24 protein-coding genes and 1 pseudogene are annotated in these 23,420 nt (G+C 65.4%); 10 read left to right on the top strand and 15 right to left on the bottom strand.

Annotation, left to right across the window (positions count from 1 at the left end; genetic code table 11):
• The first annotated feature begins 27 nt into the window (after nucleotides 1-27).
• Nucleotides 28-690, top strand: a complete 663-nt coding sequence (locus ADIAG_RS17355; protein WP_007272735.1) for an MBL fold metallo-hydrolase — start codon at nucleotides 28-30, stop codon at nucleotides 688-690.
• Here ADIAG_RS17355 and ADIAG_RS17350 read toward each other — a convergent pair.
• Both ADIAG_RS17350 and ADIAG_RS17345 read right to left on the bottom strand, forming a co-directional pair.
• Nucleotides 677-2,035 carry an HNH endonuclease gene (locus ADIAG_RS17350; protein WP_161623976.1) on the bottom strand — a complete coding sequence of 453 codons (1,359 nt, stop codon included), beginning with the start codon at nucleotides 2,033-2,035 and terminating at the stop codon, nucleotides 677-679. The genes ADIAG_RS17355 and ADIAG_RS17350 overlap by 14 nt on opposite strands.
• 467 nt (nucleotides 2,036-2,502) lie before the next feature.
• Nucleotides 2,503-3,291, bottom strand: coding sequence for a trans-aconitate 2-methyltransferase (locus tag ADIAG_RS17345; RefSeq protein ID WP_007272733.1), 789 nt, complete (start codon nucleotides 3,289-3,291; stop codon nucleotides 2,503-2,505).
• Nucleotides 3,292-3,342: 51 nt separating this feature from the next.
• Between ADIAG_RS17345 and ADIAG_RS17340 the strand changes: the two genes are divergently transcribed.
• Entirely contained in the window at nucleotides 3,343-5,874 is a 2,532-nt protein-coding gene (locus tag ADIAG_RS17340) for a DEAD/DEAH box helicase (RefSeq protein ID WP_007272732.1), read from the top strand.
• A gap of 92 nt (nucleotides 5,875-5,966) precedes the next feature.
• Here the strand turns inward: ADIAG_RS17340 and ADIAG_RS17335 are convergent, their stop codons facing one another.
• On the bottom strand, nucleotides 5,967-6,821 hold the full coding sequence (locus ADIAG_RS17335; protein WP_007272731.1) for a metal-dependent hydrolase: 855 nt from the start codon (nucleotides 6,819-6,821) through the stop codon (nucleotides 5,967-5,969).
• Between the two features lie 114 nt (nucleotides 6,822-6,935).
• On the opposite strand from ADIAG_RS17335, the gene ADIAG_RS17330 reads away from it, so the two are divergent.
• Together ADIAG_RS17330 and ADIAG_RS17325 are read left to right on the top strand one after the other, a co-directional pair.
• Nucleotides 6,936-7,415 (top strand): GNAT family N-acetyltransferase, encoded by a 480-nt coding sequence (locus ADIAG_RS17330; protein ID WP_007272730.1) that lies wholly within the window; start codon nucleotides 6,936-6,938, stop codon nucleotides 7,413-7,415.
• Entirely contained in the window at nucleotides 7,412-8,695 is a 1,284-nt protein-coding gene (locus ADIAG_RS17325; RefSeq protein ID WP_007272729.1) for an alpha/beta fold hydrolase, read from the top strand. The genes ADIAG_RS17330 and ADIAG_RS17325 overlap by 4 nt, the downstream gene beginning before the upstream one ends.
• On the opposite strand, the gene ADIAG_RS17320 is transcribed toward ADIAG_RS17325, so the two are convergent.
• From ADIAG_RS17320 to ADIAG_RS22705, 10 genes and pseudogenes are all read right to left on the bottom strand, one after another.
• On the bottom strand, nucleotides 8,692-9,012 hold the full coding sequence (locus ADIAG_RS17320) for a DMT family transporter (RefSeq protein ID WP_007272728.1): 321 nt from the start codon (nucleotides 9,010-9,012) through the stop codon (nucleotides 8,692-8,694). The genes ADIAG_RS17325 and ADIAG_RS17320 overlap by 4 nt on opposite strands.
• The gene (locus ADIAG_RS17315; protein ID WP_007272727.1) at nucleotides 9,009-9,371 is read right to left on the bottom strand and encodes a DMT family transporter; all 363 of its coding nucleotides are present in this window, start codon (nucleotides 9,369-9,371) and stop codon (nucleotides 9,009-9,011) included. The genes ADIAG_RS17320 and ADIAG_RS17315 overlap by 4 nt, the downstream gene beginning before the upstream one ends.
• The gene (locus tag ADIAG_RS17310) at nucleotides 9,368-10,678 is read right to left on the bottom strand and encodes an MFS transporter (protein WP_007272726.1); all 1,311 of its coding nucleotides are present in this window, start codon (nucleotides 10,676-10,678) and stop codon (nucleotides 9,368-9,370) included. Before ADIAG_RS17310 ends, ADIAG_RS17315 begins: the two co-directional genes overlap by 4 nt.
• A gap of 98 nt (nucleotides 10,679-10,776) precedes the next feature.
• Complete coding sequence (locus ADIAG_RS17305) at nucleotides 10,777-11,838, bottom strand: TerC family protein (RefSeq protein ID WP_235045953.1); 1,062 nt, start codon at nucleotides 11,836-11,838, stop codon at nucleotides 10,777-10,779.
• Nucleotides 11,839-12,051: 213 nt separating this feature from the next.
• The gene (gene uvrB, locus ADIAG_RS17300; RefSeq protein WP_007272724.1) at nucleotides 12,052-14,154 is read right to left on the bottom strand and encodes an excinuclease ABC subunit UvrB; all 2,103 of its coding nucleotides are present in this window, start codon (nucleotides 14,152-14,154) and stop codon (nucleotides 12,052-12,054) included.
• 47 nt (nucleotides 14,155-14,201) lie between these two features.
• Nucleotides 14,202-14,675 (bottom strand): hypothetical protein, encoded by a 474-nt coding sequence (locus ADIAG_RS17295; RefSeq protein ID WP_007272723.1) that lies wholly within the window; start codon nucleotides 14,673-14,675, stop codon nucleotides 14,202-14,204.
• Nucleotides 14,672-14,998 carry a hypothetical protein gene (locus tag ADIAG_RS17290; protein WP_007272722.1) on the bottom strand — a complete coding sequence of 109 codons (327 nt, stop codon included), beginning with the start codon at nucleotides 14,996-14,998 and terminating at the stop codon, nucleotides 14,672-14,674. Before ADIAG_RS17290 ends, ADIAG_RS17295 begins: the two co-directional genes overlap by 4 nt.
• Nucleotides 14,988-15,596 (bottom strand): dephospho-CoA kinase, encoded by a 609-nt coding sequence (gene coaE, locus ADIAG_RS17285; protein ID WP_007272721.1) that lies wholly within the window; start codon nucleotides 15,594-15,596, stop codon nucleotides 14,988-14,990. The genes ADIAG_RS17290 and coaE overlap by 11 nt, the downstream gene beginning before the upstream one ends.
• A gap of 4 nt (nucleotides 15,597-15,600) precedes the next feature.
• Nucleotides 15,601-16,269 (bottom strand): BBE domain-containing protein, encoded by a 669-nt coding sequence (locus tag ADIAG_RS17280; RefSeq protein WP_007272720.1) that lies wholly within the window; start codon nucleotides 16,267-16,269, stop codon nucleotides 15,601-15,603.
• Between the two features lie 70 nt (nucleotides 16,270-16,339).
• A pseudogene (locus tag ADIAG_RS22705) lies at nucleotides 16,340-16,741 on the bottom strand (bacterial transcriptional activator domain-containing protein); the annotation flags it as partial.
• Between the two features lie 34 nt (nucleotides 16,742-16,775).
• Here ADIAG_RS22705 and ADIAG_RS22280 point away from each other — a divergent pair.
• The 3 genes from ADIAG_RS22280 to ADIAG_RS17265 all read left to right on the top strand — a co-directional run bounded on the left by ADIAG_RS22280 (nucleotide 16,776) and on the right by ADIAG_RS17265 (nucleotide 18,949).
• Nucleotides 16,776-16,943 carry a hypothetical protein gene (locus tag ADIAG_RS22280; RefSeq protein WP_007272718.1) on the top strand — a complete coding sequence of 56 codons (168 nt, stop codon included), beginning with the start codon at nucleotides 16,776-16,778 and terminating at the stop codon, nucleotides 16,941-16,943.
• Between the two features lie 195 nt (nucleotides 16,944-17,138).
• On the top strand, nucleotides 17,139-17,813 hold the full coding sequence (locus ADIAG_RS17270) for a YigZ family protein (RefSeq protein WP_007272717.1): 675 nt from the start codon (nucleotides 17,139-17,141) through the stop codon (nucleotides 17,811-17,813).
• Nucleotides 17,810-18,949, top strand: a complete 1,140-nt coding sequence (locus ADIAG_RS17265) for a class I SAM-dependent methyltransferase (protein ID WP_007272716.1) — start codon at nucleotides 17,810-17,812, stop codon at nucleotides 18,947-18,949. The genes ADIAG_RS17270 and ADIAG_RS17265 overlap by 4 nt, the downstream gene beginning before the upstream one ends.
• On the opposite strand, the gene ADIAG_RS17260 is transcribed toward ADIAG_RS17265, so the two are convergent.
• On the bottom strand, nucleotides 18,921-20,249 hold the full coding sequence (locus tag ADIAG_RS17260) for a hypothetical protein (protein ID WP_007272715.1): 1,329 nt from the start codon (nucleotides 20,247-20,249) through the stop codon (nucleotides 18,921-18,923). The genes ADIAG_RS17265 and ADIAG_RS17260 overlap by 29 nt on opposite strands.
• Before the next feature lie 250 nt (nucleotides 20,250-20,499).
• Here ADIAG_RS17260 and ADIAG_RS17255 point away from each other — a divergent pair, with 250 nt between their 5' ends.
• Complete coding sequence (locus ADIAG_RS17255; RefSeq protein ID WP_051059995.1) at nucleotides 20,500-21,069, top strand: isochorismatase family protein; 570 nt, start codon at nucleotides 20,500-20,502, stop codon at nucleotides 21,067-21,069.
• Between the two features lie 20 nt (nucleotides 21,070-21,089).
• On the opposite strand, the gene ADIAG_RS20515 is transcribed toward ADIAG_RS17255, so the two are convergent.
• On the bottom strand, nucleotides 21,090-21,464 hold the full coding sequence (locus ADIAG_RS20515; RefSeq protein WP_007272713.1) for a hypothetical protein: 375 nt from the start codon (nucleotides 21,462-21,464) through the stop codon (nucleotides 21,090-21,092).
• Between the two features lie 228 nt (nucleotides 21,465-21,692).
• On the opposite strand from ADIAG_RS20515, the gene ADIAG_RS17245 reads away from it, so the two are divergent.
• Nucleotides 21,693-23,003 (top strand): S8 family serine peptidase, encoded by a 1,311-nt coding sequence (locus ADIAG_RS17245; RefSeq protein WP_007272712.1) that lies wholly within the window; start codon nucleotides 21,693-21,695, stop codon nucleotides 23,001-23,003.
• The gene (locus ADIAG_RS17240; protein ID WP_007272711.1) at nucleotides 22,996-23,262 is read left to right on the top strand and encodes a hypothetical protein; all 267 of its coding nucleotides are present in this window, start codon (nucleotides 22,996-22,998) and stop codon (nucleotides 23,260-23,262) included. Before ADIAG_RS17245 ends, ADIAG_RS17240 begins: the two co-directional genes overlap by 8 nt.
• Nucleotides 23,263-23,420: the final 158 nt, after the last annotated feature.

Below are 23,420 nucleotides of genomic sequence, written 5' to 3'. Positions count from 1 at the left end.
CGTCGCCCGTCCACGTAAGGTGTTGCTATGAGCGAATTCTTCCTTGATCTCACGGATGCGACCATCCGTTCCATCAGCGTTTCCGATATGTCCAACAACGTCTATCTGGTGACCTCCAAGAAGGACGGCGCACAGTTGTTGATCGACGCCGCCGACGATGCTCCTGCGATTGACGAGCTGGTTGCCTCGGCATCCGCCGATGCGGGGGCCCCTACGAAACTGGCGGGCATTGCCACGACCCATCAGCACTGGGACCACATCAGGGCACTGAATGAATATGTGCACAAGACCGGTGTCAGGACGTATGCCGGTGCAGATGACGTTGCGGGTATTGCCTCGGGAGCCGATGTAGCAATCGACGTTCCCTTGCAACATGGGGACTCGGTGCCGGTGGGCGAGGTCGTCTTGGAGTGTGTGCATCTGCGTGGCCACACCCCCGGCTCTATGGCCTACGTGCTGCGTGACAGCTCGGGTGCCACCGTGATTTTCAGTGGCGACTCTTTGTTCCCCGGGGGCGTTGGCAACACTGGCGATGATCCCCAGCGTTTCAGCTCGTTGATCGATGACGTCACGGAACGACTGTTCGACGGGTATCCGGAGGATGCCTTGGTACTTCCGGGCCATGGAACCAACACAACGTTGGGTACTGAGCGCCCCAGTTTGGCTGGATGGCGGCTCAGGGGCTGGTGAGCTCGCTGCCTTCAGTGGGTCCCGGCGGCGATTCCGGGGTCCCTGGCAGGGGCGGAGCTGTGCCTCGATACATCTGACCGCCCGGAGTGGTGATCAATATGGAATGTCTCATCCCCTGTATAACGGTTTCCTCCCAGCCGGAGGTTTCCTTGGTCTGGTTGCACCAGGCACAACGTCCGTCAAGGTTAACCTCTGTGGTTTCTCCGCCCTTGGCCGCTTGGTAAACGTGGTCGATATGGCGGATGGGGGCGTCGCAGTAGGGGGTTCGGCAGAATTGGTCGCGCACTTCGATGAGTTCCTTGAGCTTCCCGGGAACGATGCGCGCTTCCGAGTCCATGGCGATAAGCTCGCCGCTCGTTGGCGCCGTATAGACGCGGCGAACCCATGTTTCCACCTCGTTGTCTTCTTCCCACGAGTGCTGGTCCCCCACGATGAGCCATCTGGCGAGGGCTGCGGAGATGGTTCCGTAGCCCTTAAGCTGCGCGGGTTCACTGTCCCCGACCAGCAGGGTCCGGTCCGTCATGGTGAGGTTCACCAGTAGGGGTGGTCGTAGCGCGTTTTTTTGCCCGGTGATCCGCTGCACAAGCGTGTCAGCCATGACGTGGTCATCGGTGCGTGGGTCATCGGCGGCGCGGCGCTTGGATGCCGCCGTACGCAGCGCCTGCTTCATCGCGATGCCCTGCGGCACGGTCAGCCATGCGGTGAGTCGCATCATCCCGTCCGCCGTAGGGGACAAGGTCACGCGGCGCTTGTTCATGGCATCGGCGTGTTTGTTCAATTCGGGCCGGCTGTCGTAGGCCAACACCTCTTTGTCCATCCGCGCCGCGAGTTGCTTGGTGCCCACGCCTTCCAGGGCCCCGCGTTCTCCAGCCATATGCCGGTCTATTTGTCTGCGGATGTCGATGTGCACGTCGTGGGTTTTGTTCACCATGAGCATTGCGCGTTCCTCGGTGAGTTCACCGCGCGCCAGCGCATCGAAAGTATATGGCATCTGTTCAATCAGTCCCCGAGAATAATTAATGAAGCGCGGGCCCCGGTGTTGGGCCTCCTTGCGGGCCAACGCCACTTCGGCGCCAGCCCCACGGGCCGGATTGTCTTTATAGATCCCTTCGGCGCGATGCCGGGCAATGATGTCCTGCTCCATCGCATAGGCTTCCTTCGCCTGTGCCGCGCAGATCGCTGCCTTGACGCGTTCCATGGCCGAAATCCGTGCTGCCCGAACTTGCTCGCCCACGGTTTGGGGCAGTTGGGCAACTGCCACCGACATGGTGTCGAGGAAGTCTACGAAACCGTCACCGGGGCCTTCGGCCGCTGAGCGTTCCTCGGAGGGCCGAGCAAGATCCATGGGGATATGTCGATGGCCAAGGAGCATTTCCCCGGCTTCCTCAACAGTGAGGGGTCTCGAGGTTAATTCACGCCCCTGCGAACCTTCGAACATATTTACTATTATACGCGTCCCGCCCCTCCCTGGGAAGGGTTCGGCGAGCGCAGGAGCACGCAAAACTACTAGTCAGACAAGGACAAGAAAATACTTTCGAATCACTCGTAGAAACACGATGGTTACTTGGACTTGATGCCGTGCCTTTCGCACGAGTCCGTCCGTGGCGACACGGGCCCCGCCGACACATCCGGCTGCTGTGTACCCGCTGCCGAAGTGAAGACACACGGTGTTGCCCATGTCTTATTTCTTTCGGAAGTCCTCGGCAGATGGTGCGGCGCAGGCCGTGCACGCCAACGCCGTCACAGCAGGGGGCATGGCAGGGTATCTTCACACCCCCGGATGCGGGAACATCTCTTCCTGTTTCAGCACACCTAGCGCTTGCGTCCAACCATGAATATGCGGCGGAACGGGAACAGCGTCTGGCGCTCTCCACGGGCATCGGCAAAGGCCGGGTAGGCCTGCGCGACCAATCCTGAGTATTCCTCTTCGAATTCCAGGGCATCGGCGGCGGAGAGCTTCGACAGGATCGGGCGCAGCGCAGTGCCGCGCACCCACTCGAGGACCGGATGCTCCCCCGTGAGGACCTGCCCGTAAGTGGTTTCCCAGACATCTGGTTCGAACCCAGCATCCACCATGATCTTCAGGTAGTCGGCCGGCTCCCCCACAGCATCATCGTGACGCAAGACCCCGGCAAGCTGCGGCGCCCAGCGTGCAGAGGCTGCCAGCTGGCGCATCAACGCGTGCGAGGGCGAGCCGAAGTTCCCCGGCACCTGCGCGGCAAACCAGGCCCCGGGCGTCAACGCTTCAAGCCACGTGGCCAAGAGTTCGCGGTGCTCCGGGATCCACTGCAACATCGCGTTGGAAACTAGGACGTCGGTGTCCGCCTCCGGCATCCACTGGGTCGCGTCGGCACTCTGGAAGGAAAGGTTCGGTGATTGTTGTGTGCTGCGAGCCTGCTCGATCATCTCTTGCGAGGAATCTAGGCCGATCACCCGTGCGTCGGGCCAGCGCTCCGCCAGCGAGTGGGCCAAAGGGCCGGGACCACAGCCAAGGTCAACGACCAGCCGCGGCGCTGCAGCGGTGATACGAGCCGTGAGTTCGTAAAATGGACGGTCTCGGTGGTCGGCAAACTGCACGTACTTGCTGGGGTCCCATTTCATCAACCCATCGTAAACGGAAAGCCGTGTGCCAAACGATAGGCTGGACACATCATGAAACTTACCGAGTTGCTGCCCAATACCCCTCCGCGCGGAGCCACCGCCGAATCGACCTACGAAGCCTTCGTCAAATGGGTGGAGGACCGCGGCATCGGGCTCTACCCGGCACAGGACGAAGCCGTGATGGAATTCGTGGGAGGGAACAACGTCATCTTGGCTACCCCCACCGGCTCGGGCAAGTCGCTGGTGGCCGTGGCCGCGCACTTCCACGCGCTGGCCCGTGGGGAACGCAGCTACTACACCGCACCGATCAAGGCACTGGTCTCGGAGAAGTTTTTCGACCTGTGCAAGATCTTCGGTGCGGAGAACGTCGGCATGGTCACCGGGGATTCCTCGGTGAACCAGGATGCTCCTATTATTTGCTGCACCGCCGAGATCCTGGCCAACATCGCCCTGCGCGAGGGCAAGAACGCGGATCTGGGCCCCGTGGTGATGGACGAGTTCCACTTCTACTCGGACCCGCAACGCGGCTGGGCCTGGCAGGTTCCGCTGCTGGAGCTTCCACAGGCCCAGTTCTTGATCATGAGCGCCACCTTGGGCGAGGTGGACAGGTTCGAAGATGAGCTCACGCTGCGTACCGGACGCGAAACCACCACCGTGGCGCACGCCGAACGCCCCATCCCGCTGCACTACTACTACTCGCAGGACCCGGTGCAGGAAACCATCGAGGAACTGCTCTCCACCAAGCAGGTGCCGATCTATGTGGTGCACTTCAGCCAGCTCGAGGCCATCGACAGGGCCAGCGGGCTGATGAGCATCAATGTGTGTACCCGCGAGGAAAAGGATCGGATCGGAGAGCTGGTCGCCGGATTCAGGTTCGCCCCGGGCTTCGGCAAGACCTTGAACCGACTGGTGCGCCACGGCATCGGCGTGCACCACGCCGGGATGCTGCCCAAGTACCGCCGGTTGGTCGAACAGCTGGCCCAGGCCGGCCTGCTCAAGGTCATTTGCGGCACCGACACCCTGGGCGTGGGCATCAACGTGCCCATCCGCACGGTGCTGATCACCGCGCTGTCCAAATACGACGGGGTGCGCACGCGCATCCTCAATGCCCGCGAATTCCACCAGATCGCCGGACGCGCGGGCCGCGCAGGCTTCGACACCGCCGGGACCGTGGTGGTGCAGGCGCCGGAGCATTCCATCGAAAACAAGAAGAACATGGAAAAGGCGCTGGCGAAGTTCGGCGAAGACTCCAAGAAAATACGCCAGGTGACCAAGAAAAAGCCGCCCCAAGGATTCGTGTCCTGGGGTGAGAAGACCTACGACCGGATCATTGCCGCCACCCCCGAGACGCTGAACTCCTCCTTTGCGGTGACCCACTCGATCCTGCTGAACCTGCTGGCCCGTGAGGGCGATTCCTTCGCCGCGGCCCGCCGGCTGCTCACCGAGAACCATGAGCCCCCGATCCGCCAGCGCGCCCTGCAGCGCAAGGCCCTAGGCATCCTGCGCGAGCTGTTGGCCACCGGCGTCGTCGAACGCCTCGAACACCCCGACAAACACGGCAACACCCTGGCGCTCACGGTCGACCTGCAGGAGAACTTCGCGCTGAACCAGCCGCTGTCCCCCTTCGCTCTGGCGGCCCTGGAGCTCTTCGACAACGAGTCCCCGTCCTATGCACTGGACGTGGTCTCCGTCATCGAAGCCACGCTGGAAAAACCCCGCCAGGTGCTCGCTGCCCAGCAGAAGAAGGCCCGCGGCGAGGCGATTGCCGCAATGAAGGCCGAGGGCATGGAGTACAGCGACCGGATGGCGGCGCTCGAGGAGGTCAGCTACCCGCAGCCGTTGGCCGAGGTGCTGGGTAACGCGTTTGAGCAATACCGTGCCGGCGCCCCGTGGCTGGGCGACTTCGAGGTCGCACCCAAGTCCGTGGTCCGCGACATGTACGAACGGGCCATGAGCTTCAGTGAATACGTCGCGTTCTACTCGCTGGCCCGTTCCGAGGGCGTGCTGCTGCGCTACCTCACCGACGCCTTCAAGGCACTGCGCCAAACCGTCCCGCAGGATGCCTTGCGCGAGGACCTCGAGGACCTGATCGAATGGCTCGGCGAACTGATCCGGCAGATCGACTCCTCGTTGCTGGACGAATGGGAAGAACTGGCCAACGGGGTGCTGCACGAGCCCGACGCGGAGATCGTCCCGCCGGCCCCCGAGCGCCTGACCTCCAACGAACGAGCCTTCCGGGTGATGGTCCGCAATGAAATGTTCCGTCGCGTCAAGCTTTTTGCCGACGAACAGGACGCCGCGCTGGCCGAGCTGGACGGGCACAACGGCTTCAACGCCGAGGCCTGGGCAGAGGCCATGGACGGGTACTTCGAGGAGCACGAGGACATCGATGATGGTCCCGGCGGCCGCGGCCCCAACCTGCTGCTGATCACCACCTCCAAGGAGTCATGGAAGGTGCGCCAGGTCTTCGCCGACCCGGCGGAGCACCACGACTGGGGCATCGACGCGACCATCAACCTGGCCGATTCCGACGAGGCCGGCTACCCGGTCATCACCGTCACCGCCGTGGGCCGGCAGGACTAGCCCAACGGTTTGAGTCTGCTCCAAAAAAACAGTGCGCCCACCGGAGATTCTCCGGTGGGCGCACTGTGGTGTTGGCCTTGGTGGCCCGGGGTCTAGAAACCCAGGAGCTTGGTCAGCGGTTGGACCTGGTTGCGGGCCAGCACCACGATCGGCACCACCAGCCCGGCCACCGCGTAGATGGACACCGGGACGCAGAGCAACCATTCACGCACCGACCCCGCACGACCCAGCACCGGGATGGCGATCCGCCCGCCGGGCTTCCAGATGTCCTTGAGCAACGGGATCCGGCGGATCAAGCGCGGGGATCGGATGCGGATGGGCCAGAGCAGGTTGCATCCCCCGACCGTGAGCATGTCCCCGGCGATGTGCACCGCGCAACCCACGGCCACGGCCAGCACCAACCAGTTCCGTTCATCCGGAGAGTACACCGCCACAAAGATCCCGGCGGGCACCGCGACCAGCCAGGGCAGCTTGGCCATGGTGTCGGGAATGAACTTCAGCGCCTTGAGCGCGAAGGAGACCAGCAGCACCGCCAGCAGCCCGGCCCCGGGGAACACCAGCCCGAAGCGCGTGCTCTCCAAGGTCCAGAGCCCCAGCACCCAGGCCATGACCGTGAACGCGGCGATGCCCAGCAGCGAATGTGTGCCGTTGCGGTGCCCGCCAGAGACCTCTCCGATGCCGGCACAGATCGCGTTTGATACCGGCGGCAGCGAATGCGCGATGGTGGCCCGGCGGTGGTCGGCGTCCGGCAGCAATGCCGCACCGGCGCAGACCATCGCCCCAGCCACCCCGGCCAGGGGAGATTGTTCCAACAGGCCGAAGCCCAGCGGAATGGCCTCGGGTAGCCAGCTCAAGCGTTCGGGCAGGTTCCCGGTGGGTAGTGCGAAGTTGGTGGTCAATGCGATCCAGGCTGCTGCGCCCGTGGCCGCGTGGTGGCCGCCCATCATATGGGTGTCCCCCTTCAATCTTTTGTCTAGCGAGTTCGATCGCCACCAACCCTAGGGGTAGGGGCCCACGCGTTGGATTCACGGCACACAACACCCACCGGTAGGCTTGGTCACATGTCTTTGATTCGCCCCGCACAGCCCCACGATGCCGCAGCGATCCTGCGGCTCATCCACGAGTTGGCGCTCTTCGAACGCGAGCCCGACGCGGTGAAAAACACCGAGGCCGAGCTCTCCGCCCACCTCTTCGGACCCGAACCGCGGGTCCACGCGCACGTTCTCGAGCAGGACGGTGAGGTGCTCGGTTTCGCCCTGTGGTTCCTGACGTATTCCACCTGGGAGGGCACCCACGGGATCCACCTCGAGGACCTCTACGTGCGTCAGAGCGCGCGCGGCGCCGGACACGGCAAGGCGCTGCTGAGCACGCTGGCGCAGATCGCGGTGGAACGCGGCTACAAGCGGGTGGAGTGGAGCGTGCTGGACTGGAATACCCCGGCCATCGGCTTTTACGACTCCCTGGGCGCCGGAACCATGGACGGTTGGAGCGTGCGCCGACTCGAAGGCTCGGCGCTAGCAGCATTGGGAGCCACAGCATGAACACCACCCATGTTTTCCGGTCGATGCGCAGCACCGAGCATTACTTTCAGCTGCCACTGGACCACGAAATCCCGGACGGCGAGGCCATCACGGTGTTCGCCCGCGAGATCTCCTCCACCGAACACGCGGATCCCTCGACGCTGCCCTGGTTGCTGTACCTGCAGGGCGGGCCCGGAGGCCAGTCCCCACGCCCGGCCTCGCTGACCGGCTGGCTGGCCGAGGCCGCCAAGACCTTTAGGATCCTGCTGCTGGACCAGCGCGGGACCGGGCTGAGCACCCCGGCAAACCGGCAGTCGTTGCCCGTGCGCGGGGACGGTGCGGCGCAGGCCGCCTACCTCACGCATTTCCGCGCCGACTCGATCGTGCGCGACGCCGAAGCCATCCGCGAGGCCCTGGGCATCACCTCGTGGTCCACCTTCGGACAGAGCTACGGCGGCTTCTGCACGCTGACCTATCTCTCACTGGCCCCTCAGGCGCTGGATCGCTGCCTCGTCACCGGTGGGCTGGCCTCCATCACCGCTGACGCCGACACCGTGTACCGGGCGACTTATGAGCGGATGGCCGAGCGCAACACCGAATATTTCGACTGGTACCCGCGTGACCGTGAGATCCTCGGTGAAATCGTCGCACATCTGGCCCACACGCAGGAACATCTTCCCGATGGCCGGGCCCTGACCGTGCCGCTGGTGCAGATGCTGGGCATGTTCCTGGGCGGCAACACCCGGGTGCATGCGCTGCACTACGTCTTTGAGGGTGCTTTCATCAACACCCCGGGCGGCAAGCGGCTCTCGGACACCTTCCTGTCCGCTATCGCCGAGCAGGCGGATCGCACCACCAACCCGCTCTACGCGCTGCTGCACGAATCGATCTACGCGCAGGGGGCCGCCACCAACTGGTCCGCGCAGCGTGTGCTCGATGAGTTCCCGGCGTTCTCCCCCGATGCGGCGGTCCCGCTGCTGACCGGGGAAATGGTGTTCAGCTGGTACTTCGAAGACGATGCGGTGCTGCGTCCACTGGAGGAAACCGCCCGCGTCCTGGCCGAGCACGAGGGCTGGGGCCAGCTCTACGATCTCTCGGTGCTGGCCGCCAACACGGTACCGGTGGCGGCAGCAGTCTACGCGCACGATGTGTATGTGGATAAGGAGCTGTCGCTCCAGACCGCCGCAGCGGTAGGCAACATGCGAGTCTGGGAAACCGATGAGTTCCACCACGATGGGATCGGCGACGACGGGTCGGGGATCTTTGCCCGGCTGCTAAAAATGAGCTACGAGACGCGCTAGGCGCCGGACCCGAGCTCGACCAGCAGCACCCCGCCGACGATCAGCAGGATTCCGGCGGTCATCAGCAACGTGAGTGGTTCCTTAAAGATCCACTTGCCCAGCACCGCGGTGATCGCCACTCCCGCGGCCGCCCAGATCCCGTACGCCACCCCGATGCCCATGCCCGCGCTCAGCGCCATCGACAGCATCGTGAAGGCCAACAGGTAGCCGGCGGCCACCAGGAGGTACCAAAGTCGGGAGCCGGTGAGCGTCGCGCGCAGCGACATCGTCCCGCCGACCTCGGCCACGATCGCTGTTGAGAGGAAAAACCACATCATGAGATCCGCTCCCGCTTCCCCATCTCTTGACGCCTTTTGGCGTGCTGCGAGCCGAATTCGACCAGGACGACCCCGGCGATGATGACCACCAGGCCCAGGATCATCACGCCGGTGAGTGGTTCGGCAAAGATCAGCATCCCCAACACCGCGGTCAGCGCCACCCCGAGCGCACCCCAGATCCCGTAGGCGACCCCGAGTCCCAGGCCCGCACGCATGGCCAGCGACAGGCCGGTGAACGCGCCGGCATAGCCCAGCACCACCACCACGTACCACCAGGGTTCTTCAAGCGCCGCCTTCAGCGAGAGCGTCGCGGCGACCTCGGTGACGATGGCCATCGAGAGCAGGAACCACTTCTTCACTTGAGTTCACGCGCGCAGAAGAAGGCGACGATGAGGATGAAGACCAGGCACAGATAGCCCAGCCCGGCGAAACCCAGCCAGGCCAGCAGCACCCCGGAGCCGGCAGCGCCCAGCGCACCGGCGGCACCCATGAGGGTGTCCGAGACCCCCTGGACCAGCACCCGGCGGCGACGTTCGACGCGTTCGGCCAGGAACGCGGAGCCGGCAACCGTCGACATCGACCAGCCCGCGCCCAACAGCACCAGCCCCACGGTGACGGCGCTGCGCGACTGCGCTCCGACGCCCGCCACCAGCACCGCTGCCACCAGCACCAGCATCCCGGCCAGCATCATCCGTGGCTGCCCGATCTTGTCCGCCAGCGAGCCGATGAACGGGGACAGCGCATACATCCCGGCGATGTGCAGCGAGATCACGAAGCCGACGATGATCAGGATGTCGGTGCTGCCACCATGCATCGAATGTCCGGGGGTCGCGGCCAGATCCTTGAGGTGCACCGGGGTCATCGACATCACCCCGACCATCACCAGGTGGGCGACGACGATCGTGGAGATGCCCAGGGTTGCGCCTTTCGAGGCCCGCACCGCCGATAGCCCGGTGGCCAGTGAGCCGCGGCGCCGGCCGGTCGCGACGGGGTGCGGGGCCACGCCGTCGGCCGCATCCCAGGCGCGGGCCAGGGTGATCGGGTCCGGGCGCAGGCCGATGTTCAGCACCAGGATGGCCAGCAGCATGCCGGCCAGGGAGAAGAGGAAGGGGCCACTCATCGGTGGCAGGCCGAATTGTTCCCCGAGCGCGGAGCCCGGGCCGATCAGGTTTGGTCCGGCGACCGCCCCGATGGTGATGGCCCAGACCACCAGGCCGAGGTCGCGCCCGCGTGTGGCGTCGGCGGCCAGGTCGGTGGCGGCGAAGCGGGCCTGCAGGTTGGCAGCTGCTCCCACGCCCAGCAGTGCTGCACCGAGCAGCAGCACGGCAAAGGATTCAAATACCGGTGCCAGCATCATGCCGATGGCACCGAATGCCGCTAGCAGGTAGCCGAAGGACAGCGCTGCGCGGCGCCCGCGTTTGACAGCCAGGGCGGCCAGCGGCAGCGCGGCCAGTGCCCCGGCCACGGAGATTGCTGTGGTCGCCGCCCCGGCGAAGGCGTTGGAGCCGGTGAGCTCCACGGCCATCAGCGATCCGATGGCCAACCCGGCACCGTTGCCCACACCGCTCAGCAGCTGGGCGGCCGAGAGTGTTGCCACGGTGCGGCGTTGGGCCCGGGCACGTTCGGGCAGCACGGACAGAGAGCCGGCGGCCGGGGAGATATTCACCGCTCCAGCCTAGCAATGCCTCGGCGCTTAACGAGCGTCGGGGTCCGACCTCCCGCAACTGCGAAAAAGTCGGACCCCGATGCGGGGGACACGAAGTTTTACTCGGTGTCGGTGGTGTTGTCTTGTTTCGCTGCCTCGGAAGCGGCCGCGGCCTTCTTGCCCCACGGGGACCAGAGGCTCAGCACCGTGGTGAGCACGATGGTGCCCAGGATGACGAACAGTGAGAGGTTGGTGGAGATTTCCGGGGCCCATTCGATCGGCTTGCCGCCGTTGAGGAACGGCAGTTCGTTCACGTGCATGGCGTGGAAGACCAGCTTGACGCCGATGAATGCGAGGATGATCGAGAGACCGTGCTGCAAGAACACCAGACGGTTCATCAGCCCGCCGAGCAGGAAGTAGAGCTGGCGCAGGCCCATCAGCGCAAAGATGTTTGCGGTGAAGACGATGAACGCGCTTTGCGTCAGGCCGAAGATCGCCGGGATCGAGTCAACGGCGAAGAGCAGGTCGGTCATGCCGATGGTGATGAAAACCAGCACCATCGGGGTGAACAGGCGCTTGCCATCAACTGTGGTGCGAAGCTTGTTCCCGTCGTACTCCTTGGAGATCGGCAGGTTCTTGGTCAGCTTGTAAACGAAGCCGCTGTTGGCGTCCGGGCCTTCGTCCTCGTCGTTCTTCTCGAAGGCCTGCTTCCAGGCGGTGTAGAGCAGGAAGGCGCCGAAGATGTAAAAGACCCACGAGTAGTTCTCGATGACCGCGGCGCCGAGCATGATGAAGATGCCGCGCAGGATCAACGCGATAATGATGCCGAACATCAGCACTTCTTGCTGGTACTTACGCGGAACCGCAAAGCGGGCCATGATGATGATGAACACGAACAAGTTGTCCACGCTCAGCGAGTATTCGGTGATCCAACCGGCCATGAACTGCTGGCCATATTCGGGGCCGGCCTGCCAGAAGAGGAGTCCGCCGAAGGCGATGGCCAGGGTGACGTAGAACCCGACCCAGAGGCCGGCTTCCTTCATCGAGGGTTCGTGCGGGCGCTTGACCACGTAGAGCAGGTCGAAGAGCAGGATGGCTCCGAGGACCGCGAAGGAAATGATTTCAAATTGCAGCGACAGTGTCGGTGCGCCTGTCTGCAGAGGCAGGATCAACGATGACAAGGATGGACCTTTCAAGGGGTATGCGAATTTCCGCAAGTCTCTCCGCCGCCTTGAATCAAGGTCGGCCGCTGCGCCCGGCCAGGCAACGATGCCTGGCGTGTTGACGATCACAGCACTTCGGGATACTCCCCTACGCTGACTTCATTCTACCCCACGGCCCGGCGCCGCACACAGCTCGGGCCTCGTGCGCGCCGCAAAAAGTTGGCCTGGTGCCTACGCGTGGCCGGCGTTCTTCATCTGCCGCAGTTCCTTCTTCAGCTCCGAGACCTCATCACGCAATCGTGCAGCCACTTCGAAGTGCAGCTCCGCGGCGGCCGCGTGCATCTGCTCGGTCATCTGGCTGATCATGTCCACCAGGTTCTCGGCCGGGGCCGCGGCCAGACCATCGGACCGCACCGATTCGTGCGCCTTCCGAGTGCCGGCGCTCGAACGCTTGGCGTCCTTAGCCAGCCGCTGGTTGTTCAGCAGTTCCTGGGTGTCGGCGTCCTCGCGGGCCAGCGAGTCGGTGATGTCGGCGATCTTTTTGCGCAGCGGCTGCGGATCCACCCCGTGGTCCGAGTTATATTTCTGCTGCACCTCGCGGCGCCGGTTGGTCTCGTCGATGGCCTGGGCCATCGCATCGGTGATCTTGTCCCCGTACATGTGCACCTGCCCGTCCACGTTGCGGGCGGCACGGCCGATGGTCTGAATCAGCGAGGTCGCCGAACGCAGGAAGCCTTGCTTGTCCGCATCCAGGATCGCCACCAGCGAGACCTCGGGAAGGTCCAGGCCCTCACGGAGCAGGTTGATGCCCACCAGCACATCGAACAGGCCCATGCGCAACTCTCGCAACAGCTCGACGCGACGCAGCGTGTCAACATCGGAGTGCAGGTATTGGACCCTGACCCCGTGCTCGGTGAAGTAGTCGGTGAGGTCCTCGGCCATGCGCTTGGTCAGCGTGGTGACCAAGATGCGCTCGTTGCGCTCGACCCGCACCCGGATCTCGTCGAGCAGGTCATCGATCTGCCCCTTGGTGGGCTTGACGATGATTTCCGGGTCGATCAGGCCCGTGGGGCGGATGATCTGCTGCACCACCCCGTCGGCCTTGCCCAGCTCGTACTTGCCCGGGGTCGCCGAGAGGTACACCGTCTGGCCGATGCGCTCGAGGAACTCGTCCCACTTCAGCGGCCGGTTGTCCATCGCACTGGGCAGCCGGAAACCATGCTCCACCAGGGTCCGCTTGCGGGACATGTCGCCCTCGTACATGGCGCCGATCTGCGGGACCGTGACGTGGGATTCGTCGATGACCAGCAGAAAATCGTCGGGGAAGTAGTCGATCAGACAGTGCGGGGATGTCCCCGACTCGCGGCCGTCCATATGCCGCGAGTAGTTCTCGATGCCGTTGCAGAACCCCATCTGCTCCATCATCTCCAGGTCGTAGGTGGTGCGCATGCGCAACCGCTGGGCCTCCACCAGTTTGTTCTGCGACTCCAGCACGGCCAGCCGATCGCGCAGCTCATCCTCGATGTCGGTGATGGCCCGGTTCATCCGGTCGGGACTCGCCACATAGTGGCTGGCGGGGAAGACATACATCTCATTTTCCTCGCGGATGACCTCGCCGGTGACCGGGTGCAGGGTGTGCAGCGATTCGATCTCGTCGCCGAAAAACTCGATGCGCAGCGCCTGCTCTTCGTACATCGGGATGATCTCCACGGTGTCCCCACGCACGCGGAAGGTGCCGCGGTGGAAGTCCATGTCGTTGCGGGCGTATTGCATGGAGACGAACTTGCGCAACAGGTCGTCACGGTTCAGCTCCATGCCCTTTTCCAGGGTGACCATGCCCGCGACGTATTCCTCGGGGGTGCCCAGTCCGTAGATGCAGGAGACGGTGGCGACCACGATGACATCGCGTCGGGTCAGCAGCGCGTTGGTGGCGGAGTGGCGCAGCCGCTCGACCTCCTCGTTGATGGAGGAGTCCTTCTCGATGAAGGTATCGGTCTGCGGGACGTAGGCCTCGGGCTGGTAGTAGTCGTAGTAGGAGACGAAGTACTCGACAGCGTTGTTGGGCAGCAGCTCGCGGAATTCGTTGGCCAGCTGCGCGGCCAGGGTCTTGTTCTGCACCATCACCAGGGTGGGGCGCTGCACCTGCTCGATGAGCCAGGCGGTGGTCGCTGACTTACCGGTGCCGGTGGCGCCGAGCAGCACCACGTCCTTTTCCCCCGCGTTAACACGGCTGGTCAGATCCTTGATGGCCGCGGGTTGGTCACCGGCAGGACTGAACTCGCTGATGACCTCGAAGGGGGCGACGACGCGGTTGATTTGCTGCGCAAGACTCATGTACCAAGGCTACGCCCTGCCACCGATGCTTTGGGGTCCTGCTCGCCTCAGGCGAAAAGACCTGCCGCCTGTGCGCTGGCACGCAACCGCCCGATGCGTGTCGCCGCGGCACCGTCAACCTCCGGCGCGAAGCCGAAGTACGCCTGCGCCCCGTCCAGGATGCCTCCGATAAGCTCAGCTGGATCCACCAGGTGCTTGATCTTCCCGGCGGTGAACCTGGTGAGCTTCCCGGTGCTCTCAAGCACGATTTCCGTCTCGAGGGTGGGGAAGGCAACCGTGGCACTACCCATGGCCAGGAAACCTTCGACGGCCTCGAGCAGTGCGTGCCAGATGCCGGGCAGGTCATCGACCAGCTCAACGGGCAGCAGGTGCAGGGAGTGATAGCGCAGCTGGACCGCGCCGCGGGTGCCCGGCAGCGTCGCGGTACGTTGGGCATCGCGTTGGATGCTGACCAGCTGGGCCGCGGTGCCATCTGCGGGGTCCAGGGCGATGAAAGATTCGGCGACCAGCGCGGTATTCACTTCCTGACCTGTTTCTGCACGATATTGCCCAGCGCGTCGCGCATCAACCGGATCATGAACAGCACCGTCGCGGCAGTGGCGGACAAGAGTCCGGCCAGTGCCAGCCAGGCCGGCAGCAGCACCGTGGAATCGTAGCCGGTGGAACGCGAGATGTACTGCTCCCGTCCGCCGTAGCCGACCCAGAGCACCACGGAGATCAGCAGCGTTACCCCCGCCAGCACCCAGATCAGCCGGATGATGAGCATCTCTTGGCGGGCCTTGGCCGTTTCGGTTTGAAGCTGCGCGGTAAGTTCGGCCTTCGCCGCTTCGCGATCAGTGGGCATGGTTAATGGCTGGGGCAATGTGCGCCTCCCAGATCTCGTTGACACTCTGGCGCAGCTCTTCGAGCGTGCCGAAATTCTTGATCACCACGTCGGCGACCGCCGCGCGTTCCTTGTCGCTGGCCTGCGCGGCAATCCGAGCCCGGGCATCGGCCAGGGTCATCGACCGGTCCGTCACCAGGCGCCGCAACCGTTCCTCCAGGGGTGCGGCGACCACCAGCACCAGATCAAAGTCCTTGACCTGCCCGGTCTCCACCAGCAGCGGGATGTCTTGGACGACCACCGCGTCTGCCGGTGCCGCGGCACGGCGTCGGTTAGCCTCGGCACGCACCAGCGGGTGCACGATGGAGTTCAGTTCCTCGCGCAAGGACGCATCGGCGAACACCAGCGCGCCCAGCGCGGGACGGTCAAGGGCGCCGTCGGCGTCCAGCACCGAGGGGCCGAAAGCGGCGGTGATGGCCTCCAACCCTGGGGTTGAAGGTTCCACCACCTCGCGTGCGATCGCGTCGGCGTCAATGAGCACCGCACCGCGTTCGACCAATAAACGTGCAACCGCGGATTTCCCTGCGGCAATTCCGCCTGTCAGACCAACATTAAGCATGCGCCTAGCTTACAGCCGCGGGCACGATGTTCTGGTTGTGACTGAACAGATTCGCCGGGTCGTACTGCGCCTTGATGCGGGCCAGCCGCTCATAGTTGTGCAGGTAGGAGGCGCGGATCCGATCGTTTCCCTCATCCATCATGAAGTTCACGTACGCCCCGCCGGCCGTGGTGGGGTGCAGCTGATCATGGTACGACTTGGTCCAATCGGTGATCAGTTCCGCATTGGCCGGATCCGGGTCGACACCCACAATCACCCCCGCCCAGCCACCGTCCCGGTAGGCGAAGGCCGTGGCATCTGGGGGCACCCGGGCCGCTGCCCCGTCGATCGGATACAGGTGCAAGGAGGAGTGCCCGGTGGGCAGGGTGGCCCCGAACCTGGCGTGCACCTCGATGGCCGCATCGGAGATCTCGGTGGCGATCTCCCGGCTGCGTAACCATGCGGCCACCGGCGCCAGCGGGATGCTGCCGACCAAATCCACGCACCCCGCCCGGGCGACCACCGCACCGGTGGATCCGACCAGGTCTCCCCAGCGCCGCGGCCAGGTGCGTTTTGCCCACGCCCGGACCTCCGGTGAGTACCAGTAGCCCGCTTCCGCCGGCGCGTGCCTCCTGCCAGCAGTGGCGCAGCACCCCCATCTCTCTTCGCCGTCCGATCGGCGTGCGTCCGCCATCGGGACCGGTGTTCCCGGTGGGAAACCGCACCGCCGGCGGCGCGGGTCCCGAACCCACGAGCCGTCCGGTCTCGGCCGCGGACGCCACACCCAGCTCGCGTTCGAGCAGCTCGGTGCAGCGATGGAAGGCCTGCAGTGCGCCGGGCCGATCTCCCAGGGCCAGGTGGGCGCGGATCAGGGAGCGGTGTCCCGGTTCTTCCAGCGGCGCGATGGCTACCCGGCGTCCGGCCACCTCCAAGGCTGCTTGTCCCTGGCCCTGCGCGGTCAAAACGGAGGCGAGCTGGTCGCAGAGGTCCGTGCATTCGCGCAGCAGCCGCTGGCGGTGCCCCGGCACCCAGTCGGAGTAGTTCCCCGGCATCAGCTCCCCCCGGTATTGATGCAGTGCCGCCCGTGCGTGGACCAGGAAACCGTCCGGGTCATCTGCCGCGGTGGCCTCCAGCGCCGCGGTGCGCTCGGCGCTAAAAAGTTGCACGTCCACGCCTAACCCGGCGCGCGGGATAGCCCCGATGGCACCGTCGGACACCTCCAAGACCGCAACATCGCCCAGCAGCCGGCGCAGGTTGTACAGCTCGCGGCGCAGGTTGGTCATGGCCTGGGGCTGGGAGGTCTCGGGCCAGAAGGTCCCGGCCAGCACGGCCCGCGGCACCCTGATCCCCGGGTGCAACACCAGGTAGGCCAGCAGCTCCACGACGCGCGACCCACCCGCCGCCAGGTCCGCGCCCCGGCGACTCAGTCGTTGCTCCCCCAGCAAACTCAGTCGCAGCACCCTTGCCCCGCCCCGTTTCACGTAGGTGTCCCCGCCCCCGATTCTTCCACCGCGCACCGGCACCGACAATGCTCCGGCGCCCATTGACTAGACTGGATCGGTAATGAACAACGATTCCGTGGCGACGGCCTATACGACGGTGGACGGCCAATACGTCCACGAGCTGGAGATCAAGCGCTCGCGCTTCATCACCTACCTACGACGGGTCGAGTCCGAGGGGCAGGCCCGCGCCCTGGTGGCCGAACTGCGCAAGAAGCACTTCGACGCCCGGCACCACTGCAGCGCCTTCATCCTGGGAGCCGACCGCACCGCGATGCGCAGCAACGACGACGGTGAGCCCTCGGGCACCGCCGGCATCCCGATGCTCGACGCGCTGGCCAAACGCGAGACCGCCTCCGGCTCCGCCGATCTCTCCGACATCGCCGCGGTGGTCGTGCGCTATTTCGGTGGGATCCTGCTGGGTGCAGGAGGGCTGGTGCGCGCCTACTCCGAGTCGGTATCCAGCACCCTGGAGGCGGCCCCGCTGCTGCGCCGCGAACGCCTGCGAATCCTGGGTGTCGAGGCAGACTACGCCGCGGCAGGGCGGCTAGAAAATGATCTGCGCTCCGCCGGAGTGCAGGTGCTGGGCACCGATTACGGGGACTCGGCAGCAACGCTGCGAGTGGCGTTGAACGATGATGCCACGATCCTGACGGGCTTTAACGATCGGTTGGCCACGCTCACGGCCGGGGCCTCGCATGCCGAAGACTTGGGAACCGAATGGGTGGATGTGCGATGAGCCTTAATTTTGATGATTTGCGCCGTTGGCCCGACGTCGAAGCAGAGAACCTGCACGCCGTCGATGCCGCGGACCGGCTACTGCTCGAGCTGGCGGCGGAGGCAGGCTGGCCCACCGAACCCGGACGCGGGGTCATCCTGGGCGACCACTACGGCGCGCTGACTCTCGGTGCCCTCGATGCCGGCCTGCGCGGGCTGCGCGTGCACCAGGATGCACTCTCCGGGGCCCGTGCCACCGATGCCAACGCCGCGGCTCTGCTGCCCGAACGCACCGGGGACTACCGCCAGCTGCCGCTGGGCGCCGAACTGCTCACCGGTGCGCAGCTGGTGCTGCTGGCGCTCCCCAGGTCGCTCGATGCCCTGGAGGAGCTGCTCGGATTCGTGGCGGAGCATGCCGACGAGCAGGTGGTGGTGCTGGCCGCCGGGCGCATCAAGCACATGAACCACACCATGAATGAGGTGCTGGGACGCTACTTCGGCACCGTCACCGCTTCGCTGGGCCGGCAGAAGTCCCGGGTGCTCACCGCGAGGCGGCTGCGCCAGCCCGCCGATCGGCCGGTCTCCCGATTCCCATTGCATGCCTCCCACGAGCTGGGGCTGCAGGCCCCGCTGCACTTGCGCGCCTACGCGCAGACCTTTGGCGGGGCCAAACTGGATCCCGGCACCCGGTTCCTGCTCGAGTATCTGCAGCTTCCCGCAGGCGTCGAGCGCGCCGTGGATTTGGGCTGCGGCAACGGGACCATCGCCACGTTCCTGGCCGTGAAATACCCGCAACTCTCGGTCTATGCCTGCGATCAGTCGGCCTCCGCTGTGGCTTCCACCCGGGCCACCGCCGCGGCCAACTCCGTGGCACAACGTCTCACGGCCGTCCAAGACGACGCCTTAGGTTCGCTGCCCGGTGGCTCCGAATCCCTGGTGGTGCTGAACCCGCCGTTCCACATGGGCAACACGGTGCATGCGGGGATCGCGTTGAAGCTTTTCGCCGATGCCGCACGCGTGTTGGCTCCCGGTGGGGAACTCTGGTGCGTCTGGAATTCGCATTTGGGCTACCGGGCGCAGTTGGAGAAGTTGGTTGGCCCCACCCGCCAGGTCGCCCGGAACCCGAAGTTCACCGTGACGGTGTCGACGAAGTCCTAGGCTCCGGCCGCGGGAGGTGCCTGGGCATCAGCGGCGCCGGCTGGGTTTCGAAGCGCGGTCGCACACCGTTACGGCGCACCGCGAACCCGCGTATCCCGGCCGCGTCGAGTTGGATGCTGTCCCGGACCGCCTCGACGCCGGGCAGTGGGTCCACCGGGATTACTTCGGAGTCCTTGGTGTCGCGCCACCGGATGGTGCGCTTGGAGCGGTTGAAGACCTCGGCGGTGCGCCACGGGCGGTAGCCGGTGTGTGTCGGTGCCGCGGGGCTTTTCCCCGGCAGTGGGGCCTCGGCCACCAGGGGCCGGCTCCCCCAACCATGCAGCCCGATGATCACCATGCGTTCGTGCTCAGCCACCGGCAGCAGCGCGGCATTCTGGCCCCATACCCAGGGTTCACGGGCGACCCGGAGGAACTGACCGGGTTCCAGGGCGTTGACGGCCTCGATGCCGTGCAGCGGGCATTCGTCGTCTAATTCGAGGACCTGCGGCAGCTCGCCGTTCGTTGCCCGATCCTTGGCCCCACAGCTGCAGCCGGCACGCCGTGCCTCGGCCTGTGGCACCGAATTCGCCACCCGAGCCAGACGCAGCGGCCCTGCAGCAGGGGCCACCGGGACATCCAGGACCACGTCCCCCGCCACCCGTTCCACGATCCAGGCCGCCAGGAAGGACATCAGCCAGAAGGACAGCCCCAGCACGGGAACCATCACACTGGAGTCCCCCGGGGTGATCGCTCCTGGCAGCTCGCGCAGCTCGGTTGCCGGTTCGCGCACCAGCACCACCGCCATCTGCAGCACGGCAAAAACGAGTGCCGCCACAGCGAAGGCCCGGACGCGGCCGCCGGCCTTGCCCAACGCCCCGGTTTTTTTGAGCATGACCCGCCGAACCTCCCTCGGGCCATCGGGATGAAGCCGCCACCGGCGCACGGCCAGCGCCAGCCGGATCCCACTGGCCCCGGCGACCAGTCCGAGTCCCAGGAACCATGCCGCACCCAGCCACAGCACCGCTAAGAACCACCCCTCGGGATCCGCGACCACTAGCAGTGCCAGGGTCCCGGTTGCCGCCAGCCAGGGGGTTAGCCTAGCGGAGAAGACCGTGAAGAAACCCCAGAAGATGAGTACGACGATCAACGCCGGCGGTGAGTCGATGATGATCCACACAGCCAGCAGCACGTAGTAGGGCAGGATCGATCCCCAGCGCAGCAGGCGGTCGGGCACGGTGCGGGCCACCGCCGCCCAATCCTCGGCCGAGACGGTGCGCCGCGGCAGCGTGATGGCTTCTGCTTCCAGGGCCTTGGCTCCCACGTTTTCCTCCTTGACTGGTGTTTTTACCAGCGTAGGGGGAACCTTGCGGCCCGGCCATCATCATTGGGGATGATTGCCGGTGCCCGTGAGGATGATTCTTTCCCGGGGCGCCCCCAGGAGCGCAGCAACGGTGTGCGGCTCACCCGTGGGGGCGGATCCTGCGGTGTGCTTCGGCAACAAAACAGGACGCGGCATCCCGCCACGGGCGCGTTCGGACCCCGCGACCGTGCAAGAGTGCCATACTGCTGACATGGACGAACATCTCGAAGGCTCAAAAACCGCATTGATCATCGTCAATATGCAACAGGGCGTGCTGGATCATTGCGTACATCCCAAGAAGGTACTCACCCGCATCGCCGACCTCGTCTCCAGGGCCCGGGATACCGGGACGCCCATCTACTGGGTGCAGGACGATCGCGAGTTCGAGCGGCATTCGGCCGGCTGGCGGCTTGCCGCGGGGCTCGAAGCACAGGACGATGAACACCGGATCTTCAAGTCATACCGGGATGCCTTCACCGGCACCGGCCTGCACGCCTCGCTGATCGCCGAGGACGTGGGGCATCTGGTGGTCTGTGGCGCGCAATCGGACTACGCGTTGCGCACCGCCGCCGGACGTGCCGCATCGATGGGCTACGACGTCACGGTGGTGCGCGACGCCCACACCACCGGCGCCGAGACCTTCGAAGGGCAAACCCTGACCGGGGATCAGATCATCGCGCACACCAACGCGTATTTCGCCACCCTTGACTACCCCAACCAGGACTTCTTGCTCAAGCACACCCACGAGGTCGTTTTCCAGCCGGTGTCGGTACACGACTAGAGGCGCGAGACCGGTTCCAGTCACCGGCCTATGTAGGGCCAGGGAACGGTGAAACGCGGGCAGGGCACCAAAGCCTTGACCAACATGGCATCGGCCAGCACGATCCCGTGTGCGGAGACCTCCCCGATCGAGAGGTCTCCGTGCACGGCCGCTGTGCCCCGATCCAGCTGCCAGGGTCCTGCCAGCTCGCCGATGCCGCGCTCCAGCAGGGCCTCTTCGGCCGCCATGTAGTCGACGGGGCCGCCGAGCGCGTGACCCAGCACCGAACGTGCCTGCACCGTGTCGAATCCCGAATCCAGCGGCTGGATCCAACCGACGGTTTCTCCGTCCTCTCGGGTGACTGCCACCCACTGCGCAATGTCCACGTGGGCACCTGCGCCCAGTGCCTGCTTCATCTGGCTCCACCAGCTCATTCGTTTGTCCGGTGTGCTCATCCGCCTGAGGATCGAGCTTAGAGTGTCCTACTTCCAGGAGACCAGAGATCTGCCTGCGGGCAGAAAAGCCTTGCCCCTTACCCCGCCCGGCACCGTGGGGGTAGCATGCAAGATACTCGACAGCCAGCCATCGTTGCCCCAGGGAGCCCGGTTTTCCGCCACGGCAACGTCCCGACTCAGGAGCCAGCGATGTTCGATCCAACCCAGCCGTTCTCGATAACCGAGGCAACACCTGTCCCCGGCCGCTTCGTGGTGGTCTTCGACTCCACCGGACCCGCCGAACCCGGCCGGCTCGGCACCAGGGCCCTGCAAGATACTGTTCCGGACGTGCTAGAGGAACAAGGCTTTGGGCTGGAAAACTACTTCCCCCGGCTCGGCGTGGCGGTCGTGGACGGGGATTCCCCGCAGCTGGGCGAATTACGTGCCCGCTGCAACGCCGAGGGCATGCCCATGCACATCGTCCCGGAGATGATCTACCGGATCCTGCCGGCCATGCACGACTTCACCCGCGGCACACCCGACGCGGACAAGCCCGCAGTCACACCGGCCTTCGCCGACACCGGGGAGCTGACCTGGGGCGTGCAGGCGGTGCTCGCGGCTGAATCCGGGTACACCGGGGCAGGGATCAGGGTCGCGGTACTGGACACCGGCTTCGACGCCACACACCCGGATTTCATCGGGCGCGATGTCACCACCGCCTCCTTCATCGACGGCGAGGATTCGCACGACGGGCACGGCCACGGCACGCACTGCATCGGCACCTCGTGCGGTCCGCGCGCTCTCGAGGGTTCCCGCGGCTACGGGGTCGCCCCGGGCGCCTCCATCTTTGCCGGAAAGGTCCTGAGCAACGCGGGGTCGGGTTCCGACACCGGCATCCTGGCCGGGATCGATTGGGCCCTGCAAAACGACTGCCACATCATCTCGATGTCGCTCGGAGCCGACGTGCGCGAGGTCCACCCGCCCTATGTCGCGGCCGGCCGTCGGGCGCTGGAGCGCGGCACGCTGATCATCGCAGCGGCGGGAAACAATGCGCGGCGTTCGGCCGGGGACCCCGGCTTTGTCGGGGCTCCGGCCAACAGCCCGTACATCTTCTCGGTCGGAGCCCTGGATTCGAGCCTGGCTGTCGCCGACTTCTCTGCACGCACCCTGCCGGGACGCGGCGGGCAGGTCGATATCGCCGGACCCGGCGTGGCGGTCTATTCCTCCTGGCCGATGCCTCAGCGCTACAACACCATCAGCGGCACCTCGATGGCCACCCCGCACGTCGCAGGGGTCGCGGCCCTATTATCCGAGGCCACGGGATTGCGTGGCCGGGAGCTCTGGGCCGAACTTGCCCAGGAGGCCCAACGCCTCGAGCGGCCCTCGGTCGATGTTGCTGCGGGTCTGGCCCAGTCCCCACCGCCGGCCGAGGCGCGCCCCGAGACACCACCACCGGCTCCGGGGCCCGAGGAACCCATGCCGGATGATGAATCACCGGAAAGCTACTACGGCCATGGATGAGACCCGGGGCACGACCCCAGCGCAGAGCGTCACCTTCATCGTCACTCTCCAGGAACACTATCTGGGCCGCGTTCAGGAGGTCACCGAGGGCCTGGAGGCAGCAGGCCTAACCATCGATAAGGTGCTCGGAACCCTCGGCCAGGTGGTGGGGCACGGCGATGATTCCGGACGCGCCCGCATGGCCGGGGTGCTGGGCGTGGAATCCGTGGTGGCCGAGCGCCGCTTCGGGATCGCTCCCCCGGACTCCGGTATCCAGTAGCCGCTGACCCCAGAGCAGCCGCGCCGAGCGCCGTAAGCCGCGTTCACGACTGGAGTCGAGCCAAAACACCGGTTGATCGCCCCACGTAAGAAGGGCCCCCGTTCCATTGCTGGAACGGGGGCCCTTCTTAGGGTTACTTCGGGTGGATCAGAGATCCA

The sequence above is a fragment of the Paeniglutamicibacter gangotriensis Lz1y genome (assembly GCF_000348945.1).
Lineage (GTDB): Bacteria > Actinomycetota > Actinomycetes > Actinomycetales > Micrococcaceae > Paeniglutamicibacter > Paeniglutamicibacter gangotriensis.
The sequence above is the reverse complement of the archived record's forward strand: the minus strand, read 5'-3'. Positions and strand labels throughout refer to the sequence as shown.

What these genes read in the sequence shown, in the direction of transcription:
- ADIAG_RS20515 (WP_007272713.1), bottom strand. Translation starts at nt 21,464, where the DNA reads ATGAAGCAGGCACTGGGCGCAGGTGCCCACGTGGACATTGCGCAGTGG.
- coaE (WP_007272721.1), bottom strand. Translation starts at nt 15,596, where the DNA reads ATGCTTAATGTTGGTCTGACAGGCGGAATTGCCGCAGGGAAATCCGCG.
- ADIAG_RS17325 (WP_007272729.1), top strand. Translation starts at nt 7,412, where the DNA reads ATGAACACCACCCATGTTTTCCGGTCGATGCGCAGCACCGAGCATTAC.
- ADIAG_RS17345 (WP_007272733.1), bottom strand. Translation starts at nt 3,291, where the DNA reads ATGAAATGGGACCCCAGCAAGTACGTGCAGTTTGCCGACCACCGAGAC.
- ADIAG_RS17255 (WP_051059995.1), top strand. Translation starts at nt 20,500, where the DNA reads ATGGACGAACATCTCGAAGGCTCAAAAACCGCATTGATCATCGTCAAT.
- ADIAG_RS17355 (WP_007272735.1), top strand. Translation starts at nt 28, where the DNA reads ATGAGCGAATTCTTCCTTGATCTCACGGATGCGACCATCCGTTCCATC.
- ADIAG_RS22280 (WP_007272718.1), top strand. Translation starts at nt 16,776, where the DNA reads ATGGCACCGTCGGACACCTCCAAGACCGCAACATCGCCCAGCAGCCGG.
- ADIAG_RS17245 (WP_007272712.1), top strand. Translation starts at nt 21,693, where the DNA reads ATGTTCGATCCAACCCAGCCGTTCTCGATAACCGAGGCAACACCTGTC.
- ADIAG_RS17240 (WP_007272711.1), top strand. Translation starts at nt 22,996, where the DNA reads ATGGATGAGACCCGGGGCACGACCCCAGCGCAGAGCGTCACCTTCATC.
- ADIAG_RS17265 (WP_007272716.1), top strand. Translation starts at nt 17,810, where the DNA reads ATGAGCCTTAATTTTGATGATTTGCGCCGTTGGCCCGACGTCGAAGCA.
- ADIAG_RS17335 (WP_007272731.1), bottom strand. Translation starts at nt 6,821, where the DNA reads ATGATGGGCGGCCACCACGCGGCCACGGGCGCAGCAGCCTGGATCGCA.
- ADIAG_RS17280 (WP_007272720.1), bottom strand. Translation starts at nt 16,269, where the DNA reads ATGGCGGACGCACGCCGATCGGACGGCGAAGAGAGATGGGGGTGCTGC.
- ADIAG_RS17350 (WP_161623976.1), bottom strand. Translation starts at nt 2,035, where the DNA reads ATGGATCTTGCTCGGCCCTCCGAGGAACGCTCAGCGGCCGAAGGCCCC.
- ADIAG_RS17340 (WP_007272732.1), top strand. Translation starts at nt 3,343, where the DNA reads ATGAAACTTACCGAGTTGCTGCCCAATACCCCTCCGCGCGGAGCCACC.
- ADIAG_RS17270 (WP_007272717.1), top strand. Translation starts at nt 17,139, where the DNA reads ATGAACAACGATTCCGTGGCGACGGCCTATACGACGGTGGACGGCCAA.
- ADIAG_RS17290 (WP_007272722.1), bottom strand. Translation starts at nt 14,998, where the DNA reads ATGCCCACTGATCGCGAAGCGGCGAAGGCCGAACTTACCGCGCAGCTT.
- ADIAG_RS17320 (WP_007272728.1), bottom strand. Translation starts at nt 9,012, where the DNA reads ATGATGTGGTTTTTCCTCTCAACAGCGATCGTGGCCGAGGTCGGCGGG.
- uvrB (WP_007272724.1), bottom strand. Translation starts at nt 14,154, where the DNA reads ATGAGTCTTGCGCAGCAAATCAACCGCGTCGTCGCCCCCTTCGAGGTC.
- ADIAG_RS17330 (WP_007272730.1), top strand. Translation starts at nt 6,936, where the DNA reads ATGTCTTTGATTCGCCCCGCACAGCCCCACGATGCCGCAGCGATCCTG.